The 22,853-nt window shown below is 74.8% G+C and carries 26 protein-coding genes; 16 read left to right on the forward strand and 10 right to left on the reverse strand.

Going from position 1 to position 22,853, the window contains the following annotated elements; genetic code table 11:
• The first annotated feature begins 5 nt into the window (after positions 1–5).
• Positions 6–623, forward strand: coding sequence for a DUF742 domain-containing protein (locus F9B16_RS53590; RefSeq protein WP_264159704.1), 618 nt, complete (start codon positions 6–8; stop codon positions 621–623).
• Positions 604–1,281 (forward strand): GTP-binding protein, encoded by a 678-nt coding sequence (locus F9B16_RS14860; protein WP_151540645.1) that lies wholly within the window; start codon positions 604–606, stop codon positions 1,279–1,281. The genes F9B16_RS53590 and F9B16_RS14860 overlap by 20 nt, the downstream gene beginning before the upstream one ends.
• Before the next feature lie 76 nt (positions 1,282–1,357).
• Here the strand turns inward: F9B16_RS14860 and F9B16_RS14865 are convergent, their stop codons facing one another.
• Positions 1,358–1,855, reverse strand: a complete 498-nt coding sequence (locus F9B16_RS14865) for a winged helix-turn-helix transcriptional regulator (protein WP_225991636.1) — start codon at positions 1,853–1,855, stop codon at positions 1,358–1,360.
• Between the two features lie 67 nt (positions 1,856–1,922).
• Between F9B16_RS14865 and F9B16_RS14870 the strand changes: the two genes are divergently transcribed.
• Positions 1,923–3,344: an MFS transporter gene (locus F9B16_RS14870; protein ID WP_151540646.1), complete on the forward strand. Its 1,422-nt coding sequence runs from the start codon at positions 1,923–1,925 to the stop codon at positions 3,342–3,344.
• A gap of 154 nt (positions 3,345–3,498) precedes the next feature.
• Here F9B16_RS14870 and F9B16_RS14875 read toward each other — a convergent pair whose 3' ends face one another.
• The gene (locus F9B16_RS14875; protein ID WP_225991637.1) at positions 3,499–4,524 is read right to left on the reverse strand and encodes a hypothetical protein; all 1,026 of its coding nucleotides are present in this window, start codon (positions 4,522–4,524) and stop codon (positions 3,499–3,501) included.
• Between the two features lie 79 nt (positions 4,525–4,603).
• On the reverse strand, positions 4,604–5,197 hold the full coding sequence (locus F9B16_RS14880; protein ID WP_151540647.1) for a TetR/AcrR family transcriptional regulator: 594 nt from the start codon (positions 5,195–5,197) through the stop codon (positions 4,604–4,606).
• A gap of 57 nt (positions 5,198–5,254) precedes the next feature.
• Between F9B16_RS14880 and F9B16_RS14885 the strand changes: the two genes are divergently transcribed.
• Both F9B16_RS14885 and F9B16_RS14890 read left to right on the forward strand, forming a co-directional pair.
• Positions 5,255–5,983: an SDR family NAD(P)-dependent oxidoreductase gene (locus tag F9B16_RS14885; RefSeq protein WP_151540648.1), complete on the forward strand. Its 729-nt coding sequence runs from the start codon at positions 5,255–5,257 to the stop codon at positions 5,981–5,983.
• A gap of 34 nt (positions 5,984–6,017) precedes the next feature.
• Positions 6,018–6,365 carry a YciI family protein gene (locus F9B16_RS14890; RefSeq protein ID WP_151540649.1) on the forward strand — a complete coding sequence of 116 codons (348 nt, stop codon included), beginning with the start codon at positions 6,018–6,020 and terminating at the stop codon, positions 6,363–6,365.
• Here the strand turns inward: F9B16_RS14890 and F9B16_RS14895 are convergent.
• Positions 6,362–6,787, reverse strand: a complete 426-nt coding sequence (locus F9B16_RS14895) for a hypothetical protein (protein WP_151540650.1) — start codon at positions 6,785–6,787, stop codon at positions 6,362–6,364. The genes F9B16_RS14890 and F9B16_RS14895 overlap by 4 nt on opposite strands.
• Positions 6,784–7,419 (reverse strand): DUF2231 domain-containing protein, encoded by a 636-nt coding sequence (locus tag F9B16_RS14900; RefSeq protein ID WP_151540651.1) that lies wholly within the window; start codon positions 7,417–7,419, stop codon positions 6,784–6,786. Before F9B16_RS14900 ends, F9B16_RS14895 begins: the two co-directional genes overlap by 4 nt.
• 118 nt (positions 7,420–7,537) lie before the next feature.
• On the opposite strand from F9B16_RS14900, the gene F9B16_RS14905 reads away from it, so the two are divergent.
• Positions 7,538–8,242, forward strand: a complete 705-nt coding sequence (locus tag F9B16_RS14905) for a helix-turn-helix transcriptional regulator (protein WP_225991638.1) — start codon at positions 7,538–7,540, stop codon at positions 8,240–8,242.
• Between the two features lie 110 nt (positions 8,243–8,352).
• Positions 8,353–8,586 (forward strand): DUF3040 domain-containing protein, encoded by a 234-nt coding sequence (locus F9B16_RS14910; RefSeq protein ID WP_151540652.1) that lies wholly within the window; start codon positions 8,353–8,355, stop codon positions 8,584–8,586.
• A gap of 65 nt (positions 8,587–8,651) precedes the next feature.
• Here F9B16_RS14910 and F9B16_RS14915 read toward each other — a convergent pair whose 3' ends face one another.
• Positions 8,652–9,080 (reverse strand): MarR family winged helix-turn-helix transcriptional regulator, encoded by a 429-nt coding sequence (locus tag F9B16_RS14915; protein WP_151540653.1) that lies wholly within the window; start codon positions 9,078–9,080, stop codon positions 8,652–8,654.
• A gap of 170 nt (positions 9,081–9,250) precedes the next feature.
• Here F9B16_RS14915 and F9B16_RS14920 point away from each other — a divergent pair, with 170 nt between their 5' ends.
• The 7 genes from F9B16_RS14920 to rpmG all read left to right on the forward strand — a co-directional run bounded on the left by F9B16_RS14920 (position 9,251) and on the right by rpmG (position 14,843).
• Positions 9,251–9,772, forward strand: coding sequence for an RNA polymerase sigma factor (locus F9B16_RS14920; RefSeq protein WP_151540654.1), 522 nt, complete (start codon positions 9,251–9,253; stop codon positions 9,770–9,772).
• Between the two features lie 46 nt (positions 9,773–9,818).
• Entirely contained in the window at positions 9,819–10,529 is a 711-nt protein-coding gene (locus F9B16_RS50870) for a hypothetical protein (protein ID WP_192808793.1), read from the forward strand.
• A gap of 2 nt (positions 10,530–10,531) precedes the next feature.
• A complete protein-coding gene (locus tag F9B16_RS14930) occupies positions 10,532–11,269 on the forward strand; it encodes an ABC transporter ATP-binding protein (RefSeq protein WP_225991639.1) in 738 nt (245 codons plus the stop codon).
• Positions 11,266–12,630, forward strand: a complete 1,365-nt coding sequence (locus tag F9B16_RS14935) for a hypothetical protein (protein ID WP_151540656.1) — start codon at positions 11,266–11,268, stop codon at positions 12,628–12,630. The genes F9B16_RS14930 and F9B16_RS14935 overlap by 4 nt, the downstream gene beginning before the upstream one ends.
• 1,032 nt (positions 12,631–13,662) lie before the next feature.
• Positions 13,663–14,157: a hypothetical protein gene (locus tag F9B16_RS14940; RefSeq protein WP_151540657.1), complete on the forward strand. Its 495-nt coding sequence runs from the start codon at positions 13,663–13,665 to the stop codon at positions 14,155–14,157.
• Positions 14,158–14,182: 25 nt separating this feature from the next.
• The gene (locus tag F9B16_RS14945) at positions 14,183–14,614 is read left to right on the forward strand and encodes an HIT family protein (RefSeq protein ID WP_192808794.1); all 432 of its coding nucleotides are present in this window, start codon (positions 14,183–14,185) and stop codon (positions 14,612–14,614) included.
• 64 nt (positions 14,615–14,678) lie between these two features.
• Positions 14,679–14,843: a 50S ribosomal protein L33 gene (gene rpmG / locus F9B16_RS14950; RefSeq protein ID WP_151540658.1), complete on the forward strand. Its 165-nt coding sequence runs from the start codon at positions 14,679–14,681 to the stop codon at positions 14,841–14,843.
• A gap of 92 nt (positions 14,844–14,935) precedes the next feature.
• Here the strand turns inward: rpmG and F9B16_RS14955 are convergent, their stop codons facing one another.
• Both F9B16_RS14955 and F9B16_RS14960 read right to left on the reverse strand, forming a co-directional pair.
• Complete coding sequence (locus tag F9B16_RS14955) at positions 14,936–15,472, reverse strand: hypothetical protein (protein WP_151540659.1); 537 nt, start codon at positions 15,470–15,472, stop codon at positions 14,936–14,938.
• A 209-nt stretch (positions 15,473–15,681) separates the two neighbouring features.
• Positions 15,682–19,158 carry an indolepyruvate ferredoxin oxidoreductase family protein gene (locus F9B16_RS14960; RefSeq protein ID WP_151540660.1) on the reverse strand — a complete coding sequence of 1,159 codons (3,477 nt, stop codon included), beginning with the start codon at positions 19,156–19,158 and terminating at the stop codon, positions 15,682–15,684.
• A gap of 127 nt (positions 19,159–19,285) precedes the next feature.
• On the opposite strand from F9B16_RS14960, the gene F9B16_RS14965 reads away from it, so the two are divergent.
• The gene (locus F9B16_RS14965) at positions 19,286–19,771 is read left to right on the forward strand and encodes an Lrp/AsnC family transcriptional regulator (protein ID WP_151540661.1); all 486 of its coding nucleotides are present in this window, start codon (positions 19,286–19,288) and stop codon (positions 19,769–19,771) included.
• Positions 19,772–19,803: 32 nt separating this feature from the next.
• Here the strand turns inward: F9B16_RS14965 and F9B16_RS14970 are convergent, their stop codons facing one another.
• The gene (locus F9B16_RS14970) at positions 19,804–20,688 is read right to left on the reverse strand and encodes an SDR family NAD(P)-dependent oxidoreductase (protein ID WP_151540662.1); all 885 of its coding nucleotides are present in this window, start codon (positions 20,686–20,688) and stop codon (positions 19,804–19,806) included.
• Positions 20,689–20,790: 102 nt separating this feature from the next.
• Between F9B16_RS14970 and F9B16_RS14975 the strand changes: the two genes are divergently transcribed.
• Positions 20,791–21,354, forward strand: a complete 564-nt coding sequence (locus tag F9B16_RS14975) for a TetR family transcriptional regulator (RefSeq protein WP_151540663.1) — start codon at positions 20,791–20,793, stop codon at positions 21,352–21,354.
• A gap of 40 nt (positions 21,355–21,394) precedes the next feature.
• On the opposite strand, the gene F9B16_RS14980 is transcribed toward F9B16_RS14975, so the two are convergent.
• Entirely contained in the window at positions 21,395–22,783 is a 1,389-nt protein-coding gene (locus F9B16_RS14980; protein ID WP_151540664.1) for a DUF6882 domain-containing protein, read from the reverse strand.
• Positions 22,784–22,853: the final 70 nt, after the last annotated feature.

Here is a 22,853-nt window from a genome sequence, read left to right on the forward strand (position 1 = left end):
CCGCCATGACCCCCAGCGCACCCGGCGCCCCCCGGGGACCCGCCGGTCCCGGCGCACCCGGGACCGGCGGACCCCCGGGCCCCGGCGGGCCCGGTGCCCCGGGCGCCTTCGCCCCTCCGGCCGCCTCCGCCGGACCCCCGGGCCCCGGCGACCCGAACGGGTTCGGCGACCCCGGCGAGCCCGGTGGTTTCGGCGAGCCCGGTGGTTTCGGCGAGCCCGCCGGCAGCGGCGGCCCGTTCGCGCCGGCGCGCGAGCGGTGGATCGACGCCGCCGCCGGGCCGATCGTCCGCCCCTACGCGGTGACGCGCGGCCGGACCCGGCCGCGCGGCGAGCCGCTCGACATCGTGGCGATCCTCGTCGCGACCGGCCGGCAGCCGGCCGAGCCCGGCCGGCTGTCGCGGCACCAGCGCCGGCTGCTCGCGCTGTGCCGCCGCCCGCACGCCCTGGCCGACCTGGCCTCCGACCTGGACCTGCCGTTCGGCGTGATCCGGGTGCTGGCCGGCGACCTGGTCGACTCCGGCCTGGTGAGCGTCCAGCGCTGGGCCCCGGCCACCCCGTCCGTCCAGCCGCACAACGACCCGAACCTGCTCAGGAGGGTGCTCGATGAACTCCGCGCGCTCTGACCCCCCGCCCGATCCCGCCGGTGAGCACGACGAGCGGGCCGACGGGCCGCGGGTCGCGCTGAAGATCCTGGTCGCCGGCGGGTTCGGGGTCGGCAAGACGACCCTGGTCGGCGCGGTCAGCGAGATCCGGCCGCTGCGCACCGAGGAGGCGCTCACCGACGTCGGCGCCGCCGTGGACGACCTGGACGGCGTCGCCGCCAAGACCACCACGACGGTGGCGATGGACTTCGGGCGCATCACGCTGCGCGACGGCGTCGCCATCTACCTGTTCGGGACGCCCGGGCAGGAACGCTTCTGGTTCATGTGGAACGAGCTGTCGCGCGGCGCGCTCGGCGCGGTCGTGCTCGCCGACACGCGGCGGCTGATGGCGAGCTTCGCGTCCATCGACTACTTCGAGCAGAAGGGCACGCCGTTCGTGGTGGCGGTGAACTGCTTCGACGACGCCGACCGCTACGAGCCGCCGGAGATCCGGACGGCCCTGGACATCGACCCGCACGTGCCCGTGCTGCTGTGCGACGCGCGGCGGACCGGGTCGGCGAAGGAGGTGCTGGTCGCGCTGGTGGAGCACGCGCTGCGGATCGCTGGCGCGGCGTCGTCCCGCGCCCCGTCCGAGCCGGGGCCCCGGCCCTGGCCCGCTCCGGCCCGGGCGGAGGGTTAGCCCGCCGGGGCGGTCACTGGGTTCGCCTCCGCGCGCGCGGGCCGGCTGGGGAGTTCGCCACCGCGCGCGGGGGCGGCTAGGTGGGTTCGCCGTCGGGCGCGGCCGACGGCGAACCCATCACGATCTCGTCGACGGCGACGTCGTGCCCGGCGGCGCAGCGGACCTGCGCGGTCACGCCCTCGCCGCAGCCGGCGTGCCGGAGCGCGACCTGCCGCCCCTCCTCGCCGGGCAGGTACGTCTCGCCCCACTCCATGAGGCTGACGAGCGTGGGCGCGAGGTCCAGCCCCATCTTGGTCAGGTGGTACTCGTAGCGGGTGCGCTGCCCGGGCTCCTGGTAGGGCTCGCGGACGAGCAGCCCCGCGCTCACGAGGTGGCGCAGGCGGGCGGTGACGGCGGACTCGGTCATCTCGAGGTTCTTCACGAAGTCGCCGAACCGGTTCGTCCCGAAGTACGCCTCGCTGAGCACCAGCACCGCCGACGGCGGGCCGAGCGCGGCGAGCGTCCGCGCGACCGGGCAGTTCTGCATCGACCAGGTGTCGCGGTCGGCGAAATGCCCCTCAAGTGCGATCGTCACGGGATCCACTATAAACCTGCTGACTTCGCTTGACCAAAGTCAGGTGGCGGGGTTAGCGTCCCTGACTATGGTGAAACAAAGTCAGGTGCGCCCGGGTGCCTCGCTCGCGGTGCTGTCCGTCGCCTCCTTCATGGCGGGCCTCGACCTGTTCATCGTCAACGTCGCGTTCGACGACATCGGCCGCGACTTCGCCGGGACGTCCCTGGCCGACCTGTCCTGGGTGCTGAACGGCTACGCGATCGTGTTCGCGGCGCTGCTCGTCCCGCTCGGCAGGCTCGCCGACCGCTACGGCCGCAAGGGCGGCCTCGTCCTCGGCCTCACCGTGTTCACCCTCGCCTCCCAGGCCTGCGCCCTCGCGCCGTCGCTGTGGTGGCTCGTCGCGTTCCGCGTCGTCCAGGCCGCCGGCGCCGCCGCGCTCATCCCCACCAGCCTCGGCCTGCTGCTGTCGGTCTTCCCGCCCGGACGCCGCGCCGGCGCCGTGCGGATCTGGTCGTCGGCGTCCGCGCTCGCCGCAGCCGCCGGGCCCGCCGTCGGCGGGGTCCTGGTCGACTCGTCCTGGCGCTGGGTGTTCGAGGTGAACGTGCCGATCGGGATCCTCGCGACGCTCCTGGCGCTGCGCCTCGTGCCCGACAGCCGCGAGGGCGCCGCGGCCCGCGTCCCCGACCTGCCCGGCGCCGCCGTGCTGACCGGCGCGATCGCGCTGCTCGCGCTCGGCGTGGTGAAGATCAACGACTGGCCCGGGCAGCGCACCGCCATCGTGATCGGCACCGCCGTGATCGCCCTCGCCTTCTTCTGGGGACGCTCCCGCCGGCACCCGGCGCCCGTCATCGAGCCGGCGCTGCTGGGCGTCCGCACCTTCGCCTGGTCGAACGCCGCCGTCCTGCTCTTCACCGTCGCGTTCGCCGCCGAACTGCTGCTCGGCGTGCTGTGGATGCAGCAGGTCTGGCACTACTCGCCGGTCCGCACCGGGCTCGGCGTCGCGCCCGGGCCCCTGATGGTCCCGGTCATGGCGCTGATCGCCGGGAAGATGGCGGCGCGCCGCGTCCCCGTCGGCCTCATCACCGCCGTCGGCTGCATGCTCTGCGCGTTCGGCGTCGTCATGGTCGCGGCCTCGCTCGACGCGACCCCCGCCTACGCCGCCGAGATGCTGCCGGGCTGGCTCGTCGGCGGCGTCGGCGTCGGCCTCGCGCTGCCCACCATCCTTTCCGCCGCCGCCGCGGACCTGCCCGACCACCGGTTCGCGACGGGCAGCGCCGTCGTCAACATGAGCCGGCAGATCGGCAGCGTCCTCGGCGTCAGCCTCGCCGTCGCCGTCCTCGGCTCCCCCCACGGCTACGTGGACGCCCACCGCGCCTACGTGCACGCCTGGCTGATGGTCGGCGCGTTCATGGTCATCGCCGCGATCGCCGCCCTCGGCATGACCCCGCGCCGCCGGCAGCCCGTCGCCCCCGTCCCCGAAACCGAGAAGGAAGTGGTCGCCGGCACCTAACTCCCTGCTTGACATGCTTGACGCAGAACGCGGGCGCGGACGGAACCTTGACCCGGATCGATGACGATCCGGTCCGCCCACCGCCCCACCACATGATGGGCATCCCGATCCGGACGGGATGCCCGTCGTGCTTTCCGCGGGCGCGCGCGGGGGATCAGTGGACCCCGGGGGTCCGGCGCCACGCCTCCAGCAGCCGCGCCGCGGACCCGCCGACCGGCCCGACGGCGTCGGCGAGCACGGACGCGTCCGGCAGGTGCGCGCCGGACACGGCGCCGGCGGCGTCCGCCGCGTCCGTGATCGTGGACGAGCACACCGACAGCAGGTAGCCGGGGACCTCCAGCGCCGGATCGGTGCATCCGACCAGCGGCGTGCCGACCGCCGCGATCAGCGGGAACACCGTGCCGGGGATCCCGATCGCCGCCTCCGCCCGCGCGGACGCCTGGAGCGTCGGCACCGCGCTGATCTCGTACTGCCGCCACAGCTCCGGGTCCTCGCGCGGGTGCAGGCCGACCAGGACGTGCTTGCCGGCGTCCTTCAGCCGCGCCGCCGACGCGAGCAGCAGCTCGGTGCCGGGCGCGGCGCCGCCCGTCCCGTCCGGGTGGGTGACGCTGGTGACGACCAGCACCAGGCCGCTCTCCGGCGCGCGGCGCGGCAGGTCGTCGGTCTGCGGCGACCCGACGACATGGACGCGGCGGCGGGTGCCGAGGTAGCTCGCGAACGACCGCGCCTCGGCGTCCGACGACGAGGTGACGGTGCGCAGCCGGGGGCGCAGCCGCTTCGCGCCCGGCGCCTCGTCCGGGCCGAGGTAGGCCAGCGAGCTCGCGGCGAGGGGAAGGTGCCGGAACCGCGCCGCGCACTCCAGCGGCCAGTCGCCCGCTCCGGTGACGACCAGCAGGTCGGCGCGCGGCGCGGTGTCCGGGGTGGCGACGGGCACCGGGTCGTCCGGTGCGATCCGGGACCGGTCGGGGACGAGCTGGGTCAGCCGGACGCCGCGCGCCGCGGCCTCGGCGAGCAGCGGGGAGACGTGGTAAGTGCCCCACGGCTCGTTGGTCGCGATCAGCACCCGGAGGGGGCGGGACGAGGCGGAGGCTGGGGCGGCGGTAGCGGCGAGGGCGGCGGCGCCCAGCGCGCCGACCAGGACCGTCCGGCGGGGCAGGGAGGACATGTTGATCTCGGTCACCGGGGCACGGTAGGAGCCGCGTCCGTCCGGCGGGTGAACGCGCCGGGAACCGCGGATGGTGCCGGGCCGCGCGGCGCCCTCAGCCGAGGTCGGCGACGGACGCGAGGAGCGGGATCAGGAGGCCGGCGAGATCGGCGTGGGGAACGCCCAGGTCGGCGGCCATCGCGTCGCAGGACGGGAAGGACGTCACCGCCCCGGCCACCGCGCTCGCCTCCGGCACCCCGAACGGCGGGCGCAGGCGTCCCTCGCCGTCCAGCCGCCCGATCGCGGCGGTCACCTGCGCCAGCCGCCACCGCTCGCGCCCGGCGATGACGTCGCGGACCTCCGGATCGACCTCCGCGAGGCTGACCAGCCGGCGCAGCAGATCGGGATCGGTTCCCCAGAACCGGCAGATCCCGGACACGGTTCCGCGGAACGCGCCGGGCGCGTCCGGCCGGTCGAGGGCCTCCCGCAGTTGCGGGACGACCTCGGAGCGCCCCGCGAGGTCGTCGGCGACCGCCTCCAGCAGGCTCGGCTTGGAACCGAACCGGCGGTAGACCGTCACCCGGGTCACCCCGGCCTCGGCCGCGACCCGCTCCATGCTCAGCCCGTGGTAGCCGACCTCGACGAGGTGGCGCCGCGCGGCGTCGACGATCGCGCGGCGGGTGCGTTCGATCCCGGCTGCTCGCTCCATGGCCGTGATGATACAGGTTGTATATTGAGATACAGGCTGTAACGCGAGGAGGATGCCATGGCGACGACGGCGCTCGTGACCGGGGCGAACAGGGGACTCGGCAAGGAGACCGCGCGGCGGCTGGCGCGGCGGGGCATGACCGTCCTGCTCGGCAGCCGGGACGCGGACCGGGGAGCCGCGGCCGCGCGCGACCTCGCACCGGACGGCGACGTGCGGCCGCTGCCCCTCGACGTCACCGACGCGCCGAGCGTCGCGGCCGCCGCCGCCCGGATCGGCGACGAGCACGGCCGTCTCGACGTCCTGGTCAACAACGCCGGGCTCATGGTCGAGGCGCTCGCCACCGAGATGACCGCCGACGACATGCGCCGCACCTACGAGGTCAACGTCTTCGGCGCCGTCACCGTCCTGAACACGATGCTGCCGCTGCTGCGCCGCTCGGCGGCCCCGCGCGTGGTGAACGTGTCCAGCACGACGGCGTCCCTCACGCTGACCGGCGGCGGCACGGACTTCGGCGGCGACGCGCACCTGCGGCTCGCCTACTCCAGCTCCAAGGCGGCGCTGAACATGCTGACCGTCCAGTACGCCGCGGCCTTCGCCGCCGACCCCGGCCTCGCGCACATCAAGATCAACTCGGCGACGCCCGGGTACGTCGCGACGGACATGAGCGCGCACCGCGGCACCCGCACCGTCGAGGAGGGCTCCCGGATCGTCGTGGACCTCGCCACCCTGCCCGCGGACGGGCCGACCGGCGGATTCTTCCGCGAGCAGGGTCCCGTCCCCTGGTGAGGGGTACGATCCCGCGCAGCGGAGGAGGCTGGCGATGACCGAGATCACCGACGAGTACATGCAGGCCCAGCGGGCGCTGACCAGGGGATACACGGTCGTCCTGCTCAAGGCGGCCGAAGGGTACGGCCGTGCCGGCGCGGACGCGGTCGTCTGGGAGCACGGCCGCCGCAACTTCCGGCTGCGCGCCGACGGACTGCTGTCGATCGTCTGCCCGGTCACCGACGACAGCGACCTGTGCGGCGTCGGCATCTTCAACGCGACCGTCGAGCGGACGCGCGAGCTGATGGAGGACGACCCGGGCGTGCGCGCCGGGGTGTTCACCTACGAGGTCCACCCCGTCCGCAGCTTCCCCGGCGACGCGCTGCCGGGCGACGGCGGTTAGCCGCGCAGGGCCGCCAGCAGGACGAGGACGAGGGTGGCCACCGCGAACAGGCCGTGTCCCACGACGACCGGGACCGGGAACGCGCTCTCGGCCGGAGCCGCCTCCGCGGCGCCCGGCGCGCCCTCGGGCGCGACCGTGTGCGCGCGCACAGACGGCAACCAGCGGGCGAACATGACGAAGCCGAGCAGCGCGACGGGCAGCAGCAGCCCGAACGCCGTCCAGGCCAGCGCGGAACGGTCGGCGAACAGGTAGACGATCCATACGACCAGCCCGGCGGCGGCGAGCAGGAAGTGCCCGAGGACGACCGGGACCGGAAGGCGCGTCCGGCCCGACCGGACGCCGCCCCGCGCGATCCAGGTGCCGAGCATGTAGAAGCCGCCGAGCGCGGTGACGAGCCAGGTGATCAGGGCGGCGATGGTCATGGTGATCCCTCGTTCTCGGTGAGGCGCCGGCTCGCCGGCTCCTGTGCGGATGGCGCGGAGGCGGCCAACCCGTCGGCCCGCGTGGACCCGTCGGCCTGTGTGGACGCGTCGGCCTGCGTGGGCCCGTCGGCCTGCGTGAAGCCCTCGGCCTGCGCCGTCTCGTCGGCGACGCGGACGCCGTACCGGTAGGCGAGCCGTCCGCCGAGGTACCCCGACACGGCCAGCGCCGCGAACGACACGGCCGACAGCGCGAGCTGCCCGGCGCCGACCGCGCCCGCATGGTCCGCTGCCGTCCGCCAGCCGAATCCGCCCACGTACGCGAGCGTCACGGCGAGGTTCAGGGACATGTGGACGAGGGCCGAGCGGAAGGCGGGCGTGCCCGGTGCGATCGCGAGCAGGTCGAGGAACCCGGCGGACGCGGCGGCGAGCGCGCCGGCGACGCCGATCCCGATGAGCCACATCGAGCCCTTGGCCAGGAACGCCGGGTCGCCTACCAGGCGGGAGGCGACGTCGAAGACCAGGCTGCACGTCCATGCCCCGATGGGGACCGTCACCAGAAGCGGGTGAAGGGGATGTCCGTACGGCCCGGCGAGCGCGCTCACCGGCCGCTTGGCCTGCCGCAGGGCGTCCATGGCGACCTCCTATTTCGCCAACAAGTATTGGTGTTTTAGGAGAGGCCGTCAACGGGATGGCCAGAACCTGGGCATGTCGTCCTGGTTTCAGCCAGATTTCTGGGCGTAAAGTGGGGGCGTGCCCGCCGATCCCACCGCGCTCGAGGCCGTCGCGATCCTGAGCGACGGCCTGCGCCGCGACATGTACGCCTTCATCCGCGCCGCGAACCGCCCCGTCACCCGGGACGAGGCCGCCGCCAGTGTCGGCATCTCGCGCAAGCTCGCCGCGTTCCACCTCGACAAGCTCGTGGCGGCGGGCCTGCTGCGGGCCGGCTACGCCAACCCGTCCGGCGTGCGCCGGGTCGGGCGGGCGCCGAAGGTGTACGAGCCGTCCGGCATGGACGTGCAGGTCAGCGTGCCGCAGCGGGAGCACGGGCTGCTGGCGGGCATCCTGCTGGACGCCGTCCGCACGCAGTCCGCGGGCGAGAGCGGCGAGCAGGCGGCGCTGCGGGCGGCGGCCGAACGCGGCCGGACGCTCGGCGAAGCGGAGAGCCGGCCCGTCCGCGGCGGAAGGCTCGGCGCGGAGCGCGCGCTCACCCGCGCCGCGGACGTGCTGGCACGGCACGGGTTCGAGCCCGAGCGCGAGAGCCCGGCCCGGCTGCGCCTGCGCAACTGCCCGTTCCACCCGCTCGCCGCCGACGACCCCGACCTGGTCTGCGGCGTCAACCACGCGTTCCTGTCCGGCATGGTGGACGGCCTCGGCGCGTCCTCGGTCCAGGCGACCCTCGCGCCGCACGACGGCTACTGCTGCGTCGAGTTCGGCCCGCGCGCTCCGGCGCCGTAACTGTTCTATCGCGGGACGATAGATCTTGCGTGTTCCGGTTAATAGGACATGCACACGCCCTTCTCGCCAAGCGGAGCGGCCAGGGCGGAAGCGGAGTGGCTGGAGGGGCGATGAGCCTGCCGTTGCACGAGAGCCGCGTCCTCGCGCTCATCGAGATGGGCCTCTGCAAGGAAGACCACGATCTCGCCGCACGGTTCGCGATGTTCAACCAGCTCGCGGAGGCCGAGACGCCGCCGGGCCGCGAACGCGCCGAACCCAGCCGATGGACCTGCTGGATCATGACCGCGGTCCTGCTCGCCGGCATGGTCGCCGTCGGCGCGATCGCCGCCCTCGCCACACACTGACATCAGGTCGCGTCCAGCTGGGATTCAGGCGCCGGGGGTTCAGGCCGGGGGTTCAAGGCCCCGCGTCAACCGGGGTGCGGGTTCTCCAGATGCCTGAGCTCGGCGCTCAGCCGCTCCAGGATCGGCGCGAGGCTCTGCAGCTCGGCGAGATGCAGACGCGTCAGCTCCGACAGGACCCGGTCGGCCGCCGGCGTCAGCGACACCCGGATGACCCGGTTGTCCTCGGCGTCGCGTCCCCGCCGCACCAGCCCGGCCCGCTCCGCCCGGTCGATCAGCTCCACCGTGCTGTGGTGCCGCAGCAGCAGGTACCCGGCCAGCTCGCCCACCGTCGGAGCGACCCGCGGACCGTGCCCCTTGATCGCCAGCAGCAGCTGGTGCTGCGCCGGCGTCAGCCCCGCCTCGCGCACCCGCGTCTCGCTCCAGCGCAGGTAGCGGCGCAGACCCGTCCGGAACGCCAACAGGGACGCGAAGTCCTCCTGGCTGAGCTCGTTCAACGCACCCCGTCCACACGCCGAGTCTAAGACCCCGCCGTCCAGGGCCGCCCGCCGTCGGGCCCGCCGCGCCGGCCGTGGCCGCCCGCCGTCAGGGCCGCCGCGCCGCCCGTTGTCCACAACTGCCCGGAAGTCTGGTGAACCGGGACGGGCGATGCCGCAATAGAGGAGTGATGGACGATGACGAGCTGATCGCGGCCATGGCGGGCGGCGACGACACGGCCTTGCGGGACCTGTTCTCGCGGCACGCGCCGTGGCTCGCCGCGCGCCTCGGGCGCATGCTCGCCGCCGACGCCGTCGAGGACGTGCTGCAGGAGACGTTCCTCGGCGTCTGGAAGGGCGCCCGGAGCTACCGCCCGGACCGCGGGCGACCGGACGGCGCCGGCGCGGGCGGCTGGCTGTGGGGCATCGCGCGGAGGCAGGCGGCGCTGTGGGCGCGCCGCAACCGGCCGCCCAACCTGCTGCCGCCTCATCCGCAGGCCGACCAGCACGAACGGGCGCTGACCCGGATCGAGCTGGACGCGGCCGTGGCGGGGCTCGACGAGCCCGACCGCGAGCTGTGGCGGCTGCTGTACGAGGAGGACCGGAGCGTGGCGGAGGTGGCACAGACCATGGGCATCCCCGAGGGCACCGTGAAGAGCCGGGCCTTCCGCGCCCGGCGGTTCCTGCGCACCGCGCTGGGAGGCCCGTCATGAAGGAGGCCGTCATGAGAGCCGCCCGGAGGGAGAGGAAGGAGCCGGAATGAACGAGACACCCGACCTCGAGCGGGTGTGGCTCGGTGTCGCCGCACAGATCTGGCACCGTCCGCCCGGACGCGTCGAGCGGGCGCTCGCCGCGCTGCTGCGGTCGGACGGGCTCGCCCGGGCGCTGCTGTCCACGCCGTCCCTGCTGCTGCCCTGGTTGCTGGCCTCCATCGCCGTGCTCGGCGCCGGGACGGTCGCGTCGCTGGCGACCGGGACCGCGCTGGTCCCGCTGCTGGCGCCGGTCGTCGCGGCCGCCGGCATCGCCTACGCCTACGGCCCCGGCGTCGACCCCGCCTACGAACTGACCCGCACGCTGCCGATCGGCGACCGGATGGTGCTGCTCGTCCGGGTCCCCGCCGTCTTCGGTACGGACGCGCTGCTCGGCCTGGCCGCGTCGGCGGCGTCCGCGCACGCCGCCGCGGTCACCTTCGGCTGGCTGGTCCCGATGGCGGCGGTGTCGGCGTTCGCGCTGGCGGTGGCGACGCTGACGAGATCGGCCAACACGGGCGTCGCCGCCGGGCTCACCGTCTGGTGCCTCGCCGTACTGTCCGCGCGGGCCGTGACCGGGCATGCCGCCGCCGCGGTCGCCCGGCCCGCGCTGCTCGTCCCGTACGCGGTCCTGGCCGTGGTCTGCGCGGCCGTCGTCCTGATCGGCACCAGCACCCCGGCCGCGCCGAGGTCCGGCCCGGCGAAGCGAGGTTGGCAGTGAACGTGGAGACCAGGGGCCTGACGCGGTCCTTCCGCCGCAGGCAGGCCGTCGCCGGCGTCGACCTGCGGATCGGGCCCGGCGTGTACGGGCTGCTCGGGCCGAACGGGGCGGGCAAGACCTCGCTGCTGCGCGTGCTGGCGACGGTGATCCCGCCGTCGGCCGGCGACCTGCGGCTGCTCGGCCGCGACCCCGCCGGGCACGCGGAACGCCGCGAGATCCGGCGCCGCCTCGGCTACCTGCCGCAGGACCTCGGCTACTACTCCGGCTTCACCGTCGTGGAGTTCGTGGAGTACATCGCGCTGCTGAAGGACATGCCGCGCGCCCGGGTCCCGCGCGCCGTCGCCTCCGCCGTCGAGGACGTCGGCCTCGGCAACCGCGCCCGCTCCAAGCTGCGCACGCTGTCGGGCGGGATGCTGCGGCGGGTCGGCATCGCGCAGGCGATCGTGAACGAGCCCGAGCTGCTGCTGCTGGACGAGCCCACCGCCGGGCTCGACCCCGAACAGCGCGTCCAGTTCCGCACCCTGATGCGCCGCATGGGGGAGCGGGCGACCGTCATCGTCAGCACCCACCTCGTCGAGGACGTCGGCGCCGCATGCGACCAGGTCGGGCTGATGTCCGACGGGCGGCTGGTCTTCACCGGCACACCGGCCGAACTGAGCGCCCGGGGCGCCGGCACCGGCATCGGGGACGCGCCGCTCGAACGCGGCTACAGCGCCGTCCTCGCGGAGACCCGGACATGATGGGCCTGCTGCGGCTGGAACTCCGCCGCAACGTCACCCCCTTCCTGCTGCCCACCCTGGCCGTCCTGCTGTGGATCTCGCCGTACGGGCGCTCGGTCACCGCGTCGGCCGTCTGGACCCGCCGCGGCGAGGCATTGCAGGAGACCCTCCTCGGCCTCGGCCCGGTCATCGCCGGCGCCGCCGCATGGACCGCGTCCCGGGAGAAACGCGCCCGCACGGGCGAGCTGCTGGTGAGCACCGCGCGCGGCGGCTGGAGCCGCACCCTTCCCGGCTGCGCCGCGACGGCGCTGTGGGGCCTGGCGTTCCTGTCCGCGGCGACCGGCTTCCTGTACGGGCTGACGGCGCACACGGCGAGCTGGGGATCCCCGCCCTGGTGGCCGGTCGCCGCGACCTTCGCCGCGTTCCTGGCGTTCTGCGCCGCCGGGCACGCCACCGGCGCGATGCTGTCCGGACGGTTCGTCGCGCCCCTCACCGCGATCGGCGCGTTCCTGCTGCTGGTCGTCGCGGGCACGCTGAAGTCCACCGGCGTCGCCGTGGGCCTGGTCAGCCCGGTCGGCCAGGTCACCGATCCGTACCGCGCGCTGTTCTACCGGACGGGCCACGACCTTCCCGCCGTCGAGCTGATCTTCGCCGCCGGCCTGGTCGCCGTCGCGCTCGGCCCGCTCGCCCTGCGCGGCGCCGCCGGCGGACCGCTCGTCCGGACGGCCGGGATCATCCTGACGGCCACCGGCACCGCCGCCGCAGGCGCCGGACTCTGGCTCGCCGGGACCGGGCGTGTCGACGCCGGCCGCGGCATCGCCGTGATCCCGCGACTGGAGTCCCGCGGCGACGGCCGTCCGGTGCCCTACACCCCGGCCTGCGACCGCGGACCGATCCAGATCTGCGTCCACCCGGCGCTCAAGGCGCGCCTTCCCGACGTGGCCGCCGCGGTGCGTCCGGTGACCAGCCAGCTGGCGGGCCTGCCCGGGGTCCCGTCCCGGATCGACCAGAGACCGGTCGACGGCCCGCACATCACGGACGGCGTCCTCTCCGTGCCGGCTCCCTTCGACGCCTACGACAAACGAGGACCGGTCACCGGCCGCGCCGCGCGCAGCATGCGCGCCGACACGGCGGCCGGTCTCCTGTTCGGAGCGTGGGACGGCACCGACCCCGCACGCCAAGCCGCCGTCCTCGCCGTCCTCATCGCGGCCGGGGACCCTCCGGACGCGTCCGCGCTGCCCACCCGCGGCGGCCCCACCCCCGCCGTCCTCGCCGCCGCCCACCGCCTAGCCGCACTCCCCCCACCGACCCGCCACCAATGGTTCGCCACCCACCTCCACCCCCTCCGCACCACCCACCTCCCCCCAAATGCCCTCCCCTGACCCCACCCCCAACACGCCGCGCCGCCCCCACGCCGTGCCGCGGAGCGTCCCGCGCCTCCCCGCTGCACCCGGCCCCCGCACCGCGCCGAGCCCTCGCGCCGCCCCCAATACGCTGCGCCGTACCTCCGCCCCGCGCCCTGCCGCGTTCCCGCCCACGCTGTGCCGCATTCCCGCCCCGCGCTGTGCTGCGTACCCGGCCCGCGCGGCGCTGCGTTCCCGCCCCGCGCGGCGCTGCGGTCGCGTTCCGCGTCCCCGCACCGCGCCGTGACGTGTTCCCGTGCCGCGTCCGCCGTGCCGCGCCCAATACGCTGCGCGGTACCTCCGCCCCACGCCGTGCTGTGTTTCCGTCCCGCGCTTCCGCGCCGCGTCCCGCGCTTCCGCGCCGCGTCCCGCGCTTCCGCGCCGCGTCCCCACACTGCGCCGAGCCCTCGCGTCGCGCCCAATACGCTGCGCCGTACCTCCGCCCCGCGCTGTGCTGCGTTCCCGCCCCGCGCTGTGCCGCGGTCGCGGTTCCGCGTCCCGCGCCTCCGCGCCGCGCTCCCACCCCCGCACCGCGCCGCACCGCGCCTCCGTGTCATGCCCTTCGCACCGCGCCTCCGTGCCGCGCCTCCGCGCCGTACACCCGCCCCCGCGCCGCGCCGAGCCCCCGCGCCGTGCCGAGCCCTGGCGCCGTGCCGCGTCCTCTCAGCCGCGCTGTGTCGCTGTGCCGCCGCGCCGCGCCGCGTCCCGTGCCTTCGCGCTGCGTCCCAACCCCGCAGCCGCCGAGCCGTGGCGTCGCGCTGGGCCTTCCGTGCCGGGCACTCGACGCCGCGACGCGCCCTCCGTGCTGCGTTTGCGTGTCGTGCTGCGTTTGTGTGTCGGGGCTGGGGTTTTGCTCGGGTTGTTGGTGGTTGTTGGTGGTTGTTGGTGGTTGTTGATCAGGGAGGTGTTGTTGTGATGTCGATGCCGGCGTTGCGGCTGGTTCGGTTGCATTTGGCTTCTCGGCGGGCCGGGCCTGCGGTGGGGGCGATCGCGTGTGTCGCGCTTGTGTTGGTGCTGCCGATTCCCCGGTCGGGTGGGGCGCTCGGCGCGATGGTTCCGCTGGTCGTCGCGATGGGGGCCGCGGCGGTGGTCGGCGCCGCCACCGGGAGCCCCATCGGGGAGGTCGAGCGGGTCACCGGGCGTCACCTGCCCGTCCTGCGCATCTTGACGGTGGTGCTGCTGTTCGCCGCGGCCACGGTGCTGTTCGCGGCCGCTGCCGTGGGCCGGGCACCGACCGGCGGAACCCTGGCCCTGATCCGGGCATGTGCCGGCCTGACCGGCATGACGCTGCTCACCGCGGTCGTCGCCGGCCCGCACCGCTGCTGGACGCTGCCGCTCGCCTACACGATCCTGTGCGGGCGCGCCCTCGAACGGTCATGGGCATCGCTGTGGTTCTGGCCGATCCGCACCGCGCACGACCCGACCGCCGCCACGGTCGCCGCCGCCCTTCTGCTCGCCGGGCTGCTGGCCATCGCGGCCCGCGCCGCACCCGGCGGACGCTCCTAGGATCGGCCGCCATGGAGAACCCCGAATGCCTCGTGTGCGAGCACAACGGCCGGATGGACCGCTGCCGCCTCGGGAAATCGTCGCGTTCGACGAGCGCTGGCGCGTGGCGCACGCGTTCGGCACCGGGACGCCCGGCTGGCTCGTGCTCATGCCGCGCCGGCACGTCACCGCCGTCGCGGAGCTGACGGACGCGGAGGCCGCCGCGCTGGGGTCCTGGCAGGTGCGGCTGTCGCGGGCGCTGCACGCGGTCACCGGATGCGGCAAGACCTACATCGCGCAGTTCGCCGAGGCCGAAGGGTTCTCGCACGTACACTTCCACATCGTCCCGCGCGCGGACGACCTGCCTGATGACCTGCGCGGGCCGCGGGTGTTCGCGCTGCTCGGACGCGCGCCGGAGGAAGACGTCGGCGAGACGCGGCGGGACGAGCTCGCGCTGGCGCTCCGGCGGCATCTGTGACCTGCGGGATTAAACGAGGAGCGGCAATGGTTATCGGTGTCGTTCTGAACGGAGGAGGTTCCCGATGGCACGAAACGACGTCCGGCCGGTGGTGAAGCTGCGGTCGACCGCGGGCAGCGGCCACACGTACGTGACCCGCAAGAACCGCCGGAACGACCCCGACCGCCTGGTTCTCCGCAAGTACGACCCGGTGCGGCGCGCCCACGTGCTGTACCGCGAGGAACGCTGATCCTGGAGCGCGCCCGCCGAGTCTTTCGGCGGGCGCGCACTTTTCCGAGCGTGGATCGGTTCGGTGGGTGATGGACCGGGCGGCTTCGGGCGTCAGGGCGGCGTGGCTTGGGCGAGGATCTGGTGGAGTTCGGTCGAGCGGCGCGCGGCGATGGCGCCCTCGCGGGTGCGGGTGGAGATCTTGTGCTGCAGGTCCGCGACGTCCGCGCCGCCGTGGCGGGGGTGGGCGAGCATGCCCTGGATGACGTTGGTGAGGTCGACGCCCACGTCCGCGCGGACGTCGCCGGTCGCGACGCCCTGACCCACCGCGAAGCGCAGGCGGAGCAGGGCCTGGCGGAACGAGACCGACGGCACCGGGGCGGGAGCCGGGGCCGGGGCCGAGAAGGTGCGCCGGCCTTGCGCGGGAGTCGGACGGGGCGCCGGGGCGGTCGGTGACGCGGCCTGGAGGGGGAGGAGCCGTCCGCGCGGGCGATCGGGGGCGCTGAGGGTGTCGCCGAGCCCGAGGACGAGGGTGGCCGCGGCGGCGATCGTCGCGACGACCCCGGCGAGCGCGAGCCACGGGAAGGGCGACCGGCGGCGGGTCCGCGGCAGCGCGGCCCGCCAGTCGGCTCCCGCGGGCTCGGCGGTCATGGGTCCCTCCCCGGTCGGACGGCGACGGCGGGTCACCGGCCGTGCGCCATGTTCCGGAGTACGCCGGACGGGGCGGCGACGGTTCGACGGGGCTGCGGGGCGAGCGGAAAAGGAGTCCGGGCCGGCGGCGGTTCGAAACGGGAGCGGGGAATGCAGCCGGCCGCGGCCCCGCGCCACGTCGTTGGGGTGCGGGCCGCGGCCGGCCGGTCCTACCTGTTCCCGGCGGGGAGCGGCTGCTCCGCGCGCCAGGAGCCGAGGAGGTCGCGCAGCCTGTCGTGGTAGCGGGCGATGTTCGCGGTCTTGACGTCCTCGTAGCCGCGGATCATGTCGGGCAGTTCGGCGATCTCGACGGCGAGGGCGTGGTTGTCCTTGTCGAGGCCGCGGGCGAGCTCGTCGACGACCGCGAGGTACTCGGCGACGAGGCGGCGTTCGGCGCGGCGCTGGGCGGTGGCGCCGAACGGGTCGAACGGGGTGCCGCGCAGCCGCCGCATCGCGCGCAGCGCGTGGAACGCGGGACGGGCCGTCCGGCCGAGCGCGATCTTGCGGTCGACGCCGACGGCGCGCAGCAGCGGCGGGTGCAGCATGTACCGGACGGTGGCGCCCGCGCCGAACTGCTCCTCGACCTGGCGGGTGAGCGCCGGGTCGAGGTGGAGGCGCGCGACCTCGTACTCGTCCTTGTAGGCCATGAGCTTGTGCAGGTGGCGGGCGACGGCGACGGCGAGCCGCTGCCCGGACGCGACGGCGTCGCGTTCGGCGGCGGCGACGCGCAGGACGGCGTCGAGGTACCGCTTGGCGAGCGCGAGGTCCTGGTAGGCGGCGAGGTCGGGGACGCGGATCCGCAGCACGCGGGCCAGCTCGTCGTCGGTGCCCGACGCGTCCACGAGGTTCATGGCGGCGGGCGCGTTGACGGCGAGGGGCCGCTGGACGGCGGGGGCGGCGGGCGGTTCGGCCCAGCCGGGCTCCAGGACGAGCCGCCGGCCCGCCCGGAACGCCTGGACGTTCGCGTCGACCTGGACGCCGTTGAGGGCGAGCGCCTCCTCGATCGCGCGCGCCGACAGCGGCAGCAGCCCGGCCTGGTAGGCGGCGCCGACGACGACGAAGTTCGCGGTTGTGGTGCTGCCGAACCAGCGTTCGGCCAGGTCCAGGGCGTCGAGCGCGACGAGCCGGGCGGCGTCGGTGCGGGCGGCGATCTGCCGGAAGAGGGACGCGCTCGGCGGCAGCGACGCCGTCACGTCGGTGATCATCCGGCCGGTCGGGACCTCGCTGGTGGACACGACGGCGGTGGTGCGGCCGGGGGCGCAGCGGCGCAGGTTGGTCTCGGACGTGCCTGCGAGCGCGTCGAACACCAGGTAGGCGTCGGCGCCGCCGTCCCCGATCATGCCGGGGCGCTCGGCGGGGGCGGCGCCGATCCGCAGGTGGGAGACCACCGCGCCGGCCTTCTGGCTGAGCCCGGTCTGGTCGAGGGCGCGGGCGTGCCGGCCGTCGAGGAGCGCGGCGGTGGCGAGGACCTGGTTGACGGTGACGACGCCGGTGCCGCCGATGCCGACGAGCAGGACGTCCGCCGCGTCCGGCCGGGAGGCGGGCTCGGAGAGCTCGCCGATCTTCGGCAGCGCGGGCCCGGACGGCCTCCGTTCGCCCGGGATCACGGTGACGAACGACGGGCAGTCGCCGTCGACGCAGGAGTAGTCCTTGTTGCAGGACGTCTGGTTGATCTGCGTCTTGCGGCCGAACTCGGTCTCGACGGGCTCGACGCTGAGGCAGTTGGACTTGGTGCCGCAGTCGCCGCAGCCCTCGCAGACCGCCTCGTTGATCAGCACGCGGGTCTGCGGGTCGGGGACGAGGCCGCGCTTGCGCTTGCGGCGGGTCTCGGCGGCGCACGCCTGGTCGTAGAGGAGCACGGTGACGCCGGGGATCTCGCGCAGTTCCCGCTGGACGGCGTCGAGGTCGTCGCGGTGCCGGACCCGGACGCCGGGCGCCCACTGAGTGCCGCGCGGGTAGCGGGACGGGTCGTCCGCGACCACGACGATCTTCGCGACGCCCTCGGCGTGCAGCATGCGGGTGATGGACGCGGGGTCGGTGCCGCCGTCGGCGTCCTGCCCGCCGGTCATCGCGACGGCCGCGTTGTAGAGCAGCTTGAAGGTGATGTTGGTGCCGGCGGCGACGGCCTGCCGGACCGCGAGGCTGCCGGAGTGGAAGAACGTGCCGTCGCCGAGGTTCTGGAACATGTGCCCGGTGCCGGTGAACGGCGCGGCGCCGACCCACATCGCGCCCTCGCCGCCCATCTGCGTGGTGCCGATGCTGCGGTCCTGGAAGACGGTCATGACGTGGCAGCCGATGCCGCTCGCCGCCATCGACCCGTCGGGGACGACCGTGGACCGGTTGTGCGGGCAGCCGGAGCAGAAGTACGGGGTGCGGGCGGGCGCGAGCAGGTTGATGCTCGGCTTGCGCGGGCGCAGGGCCGGGTCGCGCAGGTCGACGTGGTCCTCGCCGACGCGGTCGGCGAGGAGCCGGGCGAGCGCCTTGACGATCCGGTCGGCGGTGAGGCCGCCGTCCGCGGGGACGAGGGGCGCGCCGTCGGGCCCGTTCTTGCCGAGCACGGCGGGCCGCTCCGGCGCGTCGTACAGCAGGTCGCGGATCTGCGTCTCGACGAACGCGCGCTTCTCCTCGACGACGACGATCTCGCGGAGGCCGGCGGCGAACGCGCGGAGCCGCACCGGGTCGAGCGGGTGGATCAGGGCGAGCCTGAGGAGCCGGACGCCGCGCCGGGCGAGGGCCGCGTCGTCGAGGCCGAGCCGGTCGAGGGCCTCGCGCAGTTCGAGGTAGGTGCGGCCGGACGCGACGAGCCCGATGGCGGCGTCGCCGGTGGCGCCCTCGATGACGTCGAGGCCGTTCGCGGACGCGTAGGCCGCCGCGGCGCGGAGCCGTCCGTGCAGGACCTCGGCTTCGAGGGACGTCGTGTCCTTGAGGTCGACGCCGGGGCGCCGCGTCGGCTTCCAGGGGCGGCCACGCCATTCCAGTTCGGGGACGACCGGGTCCGGGACGGGCGCGACGTCCACGACCTCGAGCGAGTCCGCGACGTCGGTGACGAGCTTGAACCCGGTCCACGCGCCGCTGAACCGGGACATCTCGAACCCGTGCCGGCCGAGCCGCAGCACGTCGGTGATCGATCCGGGCGCGAGCACCGGCATGAACGCCTCCGCGAGCGCGCCCTCCGTCGCGGACGGCAGCGTCGAGGACTTGCAGGACGGGTCGTCGCCCACGACGGCGAGGACCCCGCCGCGCTCGGCGGTGCCGAGCCAGTTGGCGTGCTTGAACGCGTCGAGCGACCGGTCGACGCCGGGCGCCTTGCCGTACCAGAGGCCGAAGACGCCCTGGTAGCGCGGGTCCGGCAGGTGGTCGACGAGCTGGGACCCGTACACGGCGGTCGCGGCCAGCTCCTCGTTGACGCCCGGGATGAACCGGATGTCGTGGCTGTCCAGGAGCTTCGCCTCGCGCATCAGCTGCTGGTCGAGCCCGCCGAGCGGGGATCCCCGGTACCCGGACACGAAGCCGGCGGTCGTCCAGCCGCGGCGGGCGTCGGCGCGGCGCTGCTCGAGCAGCAGCCGGACCAGCGCCTGGACGCCGCCGAGCGCGACCCGGCCCCGCTCCAGCTCGAGGCGGTCGCGGAGCGCGGAGGTACTGGTCATGGTGCTGCCCCTCTCCCGGCGGCCGGACTGTTCAGCCACATTGAGCACTCTTGCCTGAGCGGAGTGCAAGATGATGAGGCGATAATTGAGCGGATTGCTCAAGTCAGAACCGAGTTACCCGCCGGAGATGAGCGTTGTGACGCGTGCCACCCTCCTCGACATCCAGATCCTGCGCCGGCTGGTCGACCAGCCCCGCATCGGGATCACCGAGCTGGCCGCCAAGCTCGGCATCGCCCGCAACACCGCGCACGCCCGCGTCGAGCGGCTGGAGCGCGACGGCGTCATCGGGCATCGCGGCCGCGAGGTCGACCTCGGCGCGCTCGGCTTCGAGCTGACCGCGTTCGTCACCCTGGAGGTCGCGCAGGGCCGGCTGCGCGAGGCCGCGCAGGCGCTCGCGGCGATCCCGCGCGTCCTGGAGGTGCTCGGCATCACCGGGCAGGGCGACCTGCTGGTGCGCGCGGTCGCCCCGAACGGCAAGCAGCTGCACGAAGTGATCGACTCGATTCTCGCGTGCCCCGGCGTGCGCCGCAGCACGACCTCGATCGTCCTCACCGAGCAGGTCCCGTTCCGGCTGGGCCCGCTCCTGGAGGACGAGGAACGCCGCGCCCGCTGACCCCTCCCCCCGACGCCCGGCCGGCCCGGGTTTCAGGGGCGGGCGTGGCCGAGCGGGTCGACGTGCTCCGCCGTGGCGTCGTCCGCGGTGGTGGAGACGCTCAGCTCGCGCCACCGCTCGTCCTCGGCGAGCAGGGCGCGGCCCGCGGCGGTGGCGTACGCGTAGGCGTCGGGGCCGACGAGCAGGCGCAGCGGCGGCTCGTCCAGCGCGACGACGTCGAGGACGAGGCGCGCGACCTTGGCGGGGTCGCTCGCCGCCGTGACACTCCCGTCCGCGTGCCTGGCCGCCATCGCCCCGACGGTCTCGGCGTACTCGGGGCGGACGGGCGCGATCCGCATGGACGACCCCGCCCAGTCGGTGCGCATCCCGCCGGGTTCCAGCACGGTGACCTTGATCCCGAGCGGCGCGACCTCGGCGGCGAGCACCGAGGAGAACCCGCCGACGGCCCACTTGGCGGTCTGGTAGGCGCCGAGGCCCGGGGTGGCGAGCCGGCCGCCCACCGACGAGACCTGGACGATGTGCCCGGCGCGCTGCTCGCGCATCACCGGCAGCGCCGCCCGCGTCAGCCGGACCACGCCGAACAGGTTCGTGTCGATCTGGGTCCGGAAGTCGTCGAAGTCGACGTCCTCGATCGCGGCGAGGTCGGCGTAGCCGGCGTTGTTGACCAGGACGTCCAGCCGGCCGAACCGGTCCACGGCGGTCCGCACGGCCGCTTCCGCGGCGTGCGCGTCGGTCACGTCGAGCGGGACGACCACGAGGCGGTCGCCGTGCTCGGCGGCGAGGTCGTCCAGCGCGGAGAGCGTGCGCACTCCGGCGACGACCCGGTGGCCGGCCTCCAGCGCGGCGCGGGCGATCTCCCGCCCGAGCCCGCGGGAAGCGCCGCTGACCAGGAATGACAGTGAGTTCTGGGTGGACATGGTGCCCTCCGGAGCAGTTACTAACTAACTGGTTGTTTAGAACAAGGTAGGCACGGTCCGGCCCAGATGTCAACTGAACGGTTAGTTGATAGAGTGCGGGGCATGGCACGGGACGCGGACGCCACGCGGCGACGGCTGCTGGACGCGGCACGCGAGGAGTTCTCGGCGCACGGCATCGCCGGGGCCCGCGTCGACCGGATCGCCGCCGCCGCCCGCAGCAACAAGGCGCAGATCTACCACTACTTCGGCAGCAAGGACGGCCTGTTCGACGCCGTCTTCGACGCCATGGTGCGGGAGACGCTCGACGACGTCCCCATCGACGCCGCGAACCTCCCCGAGTACGCGGGCCGCCTGCACGACTCCTACGAGAAGCGCCCGTGGGTACAGCGCATCGCGACCTGGTACCGGCTGGAACGGGCCGGTTCGTCCGACCTCCTGGCGCCCGTCGTGGCGGGCAACGAGGCGAAGATCCGGGCGATCGCCGCCGCGCAGGCCGACGGCACGCTCCCCACCCGCTTCTCCGCCGCCGAACTGCTCGGCCTGGTCATCCACCTGTCGGGCCTGTGGAGCGCGAGCATGCCCGAGTTCGAGGCCCTCATCGAGGACGGCTCGGCCGGACGGCGCCGCCGCCTCGTCGTCGACGCGGTGGCCGCCCTCCTGGCCTGACCTGCGACGCCCCGGCCGGGCACACAGGCCTGGACGCGCGTCAGCCGGGCTGGCCGAACAGGCCGGACGACAGCCGGTAGATGGTGCCGTCCACGCTCACGTAGGCGCGCACCTGGTACAGGCCCTGGACGCCCATCAGGAACTCGGGCTCGCCGGCGTGCCACGGGACGTACCCGCAGTGCTCGAACACCCCGAGCGCCATCGCGCGCGTGATCTCGTACCGGTCCCGCCGCAGCACGAGCTGCTGGACGATGTTGGCGCTGGTGTGCAGCGCCGCCAGCATGGTGTCCGGTCCGGTGCCGGGCTGCTCGGGATCGACGAGCGCGAACCGCCGCTCGCCGCCGGGCCCCGGCACCGACCAGGCGCCCCAGCCGCCGCCGAGGCGCGCGGCCGCGCAGGTCAGCAGCTCCGCGACGTGCGCGGGCCGGGGATGCCCGCTCAGGTCGACCTCGCCGGCCGCCCACGATGGCTCGCCGCCGGCGGCGACCAGCTCCTTCGCCTGTGCCGGGCCGTCGCCGTCCGCCCAGGTCCAGGTGCCGTTCTGGGCGAAGACGCCGATCTCCCGGGCCTGGACGGTGACGGTGCCGCCGAAGCGCAGCGTCCCGGCGGCGGCGTCCCACTCGGGCGGCGTCCGCCAGTCCACGCCGTCGTCGGAGAGCCGGTCGATCAGCGCGTTCTGCCCGGCCAGGACGCACGCCATCGCCGGGGCGGCCGTCGCCAGCAGCGACGCGGGGACGGGCCCGTTCACGTCGAGCTCGTTGACGAGCAGCAGACCGGAACGGCCGTCGTCCTTGGTGGGGAAGGGGACGGTCCCGTCCGGCAGTTCGATCTCCGTCCCGCGCACGGCGAGACCGTGATGGCCGGCGTAGCCGCGCATCATCGCGTCCGTGTGCTGACGGGCGTCGTAGTCGCCGAGCAGGTCGGCGGCGCGCCGCAGGCAGGCCCCGGCCTGCTCGGCGGCGGGCGCGCCGGACGTCAGGTCGGGCGCGTCGGCGACGATGAACGTGAGCGCACGGCCGCCGTGGCCGTGCCGGATCGCGGCGCTCGCGTCGAGCAGCGCGACCGCGAGCAGGGCGAGGTCGTCGGCGGCGGCGCGCGGGTCGTAGAACCCGCCGAGGTCGACCAGCGGCTCGGTCAGCTCCGGGACGCCGCGCCGCTCGCCGATCTCCCGGAGCCGCTCGGCGTGCGCGGCGGCCGGGGTCCCGGCGAAGCCCGGGACGACCCAGCTCCACTGGAAGGTGTTGTCCTCGGCGTGGCTGCCGAGGATCCCGGCGGCCATCCGCCGGTCGCCCGACCACGCGACCCCGGCCTCCAGGTTCCGGCGGAACGTCGTCCCTTCGAGGGCGCGGTTGAGGCGCGCCGACCGCTCCGCCGCCACCCCGAGCCGCGGCGCGGCCAGTGTCAGCAGCGCGTCACTGAACGAATCCACCGGATCCCCGCATTCCGTCCGACTGCGATCACCAGAGCGTAGGGGATCGTCTGCGCCGCGTGCCGGGCGA

Source organism: Actinomadura montaniterrae, from assembly GCF_008923365.1.
GTDB lineage: Bacteria > Actinomycetota > Actinomycetes > Streptosporangiales > Streptosporangiaceae > Spirillospora > Spirillospora montaniterrae.

What these genes read in the sequence shown, in the direction of transcription:
- F9B16_RS14880 (WP_151540647.1), bottom strand. Translation starts at nt 5,197, where the DNA reads ATGGAGCGAGCAGCCGGGATCGAACGCACCCGCCGCGCGATCGTCGAC.
- F9B16_RS14890 (WP_151540649.1), top strand. Translation starts at nt 6,018, where the DNA reads ATGACCGAGATCACCGACGAGTACATGCAGGCCCAGCGGGCGCTGACC.
- rpmG (WP_151540658.1), top strand. Translation starts at nt 14,679, where the DNA reads ATGGCACGAAACGACGTCCGGCCGGTGGTGAAGCTGCGGTCGACCGCG.
- F9B16_RS14860 (WP_151540645.1), top strand. Translation starts at nt 604, where the DNA reads ATGAACTCCGCGCGCTCTGACCCCCCGCCCGATCCCGCCGGTGAGCAC.
- F9B16_RS14960 (WP_151540660.1), bottom strand. Translation starts at nt 19,158, where the DNA reads ATGACCAGTACCTCCGCGCTCCGCGACCGCCTCGAGCTGGAGCGGGGC.
- F9B16_RS14945 (WP_192808794.1), top strand. Translation starts at nt 14,183, where the DNA reads ATGCCTCGTGTGCGAGCACAACGGCCGGATGGACCGCTGCCGCCTCGG.
- F9B16_RS53590 (WP_264159704.1), top strand. Translation starts at nt 6, where the DNA reads ATGACCCCCAGCGCACCCGGCGCCCCCCGGGGACCCGCCGGTCCCGGC.
- F9B16_RS14920 (WP_151540654.1), top strand. Translation starts at nt 9,251, where the DNA reads ATGGACGATGACGAGCTGATCGCGGCCATGGCGGGCGGCGACGACACG.
- F9B16_RS14870 (WP_151540646.1), top strand. Translation starts at nt 1,923, where the DNA reads ATGGTGAAACAAAGTCAGGTGCGCCCGGGTGCCTCGCTCGCGGTGCTG.
- F9B16_RS14965 (WP_151540661.1), top strand. Translation starts at nt 19,286, where the DNA reads ATGAGCGTTGTGACGCGTGCCACCCTCCTCGACATCCAGATCCTGCGC.
- F9B16_RS14935 (WP_151540656.1), top strand. Translation starts at nt 11,266, where the DNA reads ATGATGGGCCTGCTGCGGCTGGAACTCCGCCGCAACGTCACCCCCTTC.
- F9B16_RS14970 (WP_151540662.1), bottom strand. Translation starts at nt 20,688, where the DNA reads ATGTCCACCCAGAACTCACTGTCATTCCTGGTCAGCGGCGCTTCCCGC.
- F9B16_RS14895 (WP_151540650.1), bottom strand. Translation starts at nt 6,787, where the DNA reads ATGACCATCGCCGCCCTGATCACCTGGCTCGTCACCGCGCTCGGCGGC.
- F9B16_RS14900 (WP_151540651.1), bottom strand. Translation starts at nt 7,419, where the DNA reads ATGGACGCCCTGCGGCAGGCCAAGCGGCCGGTGAGCGCGCTCGCCGGG.
- F9B16_RS14910 (WP_151540652.1), top strand. Translation starts at nt 8,353, where the DNA reads ATGAGCCTGCCGTTGCACGAGAGCCGCGTCCTCGCGCTCATCGAGATG.
- F9B16_RS50870 (WP_192808793.1), top strand. Translation starts at nt 9,819, where the DNA reads ATGAACGAGACACCCGACCTCGAGCGGGTGTGGCTCGGTGTCGCCGCA.
- F9B16_RS14955 (WP_151540659.1), bottom strand. Translation starts at nt 15,472, where the DNA reads ATGACCGCCGAGCCCGCGGGAGCCGACTGGCGGGCCGCGCTGCCGCGG.
- F9B16_RS14885 (WP_151540648.1), top strand. Translation starts at nt 5,255, where the DNA reads ATGGCGACGACGGCGCTCGTGACCGGGGCGAACAGGGGACTCGGCAAG.
- F9B16_RS14975 (WP_151540663.1), top strand. Translation starts at nt 20,791, where the DNA reads ATGGCACGGGACGCGGACGCCACGCGGCGACGGCTGCTGGACGCGGCA.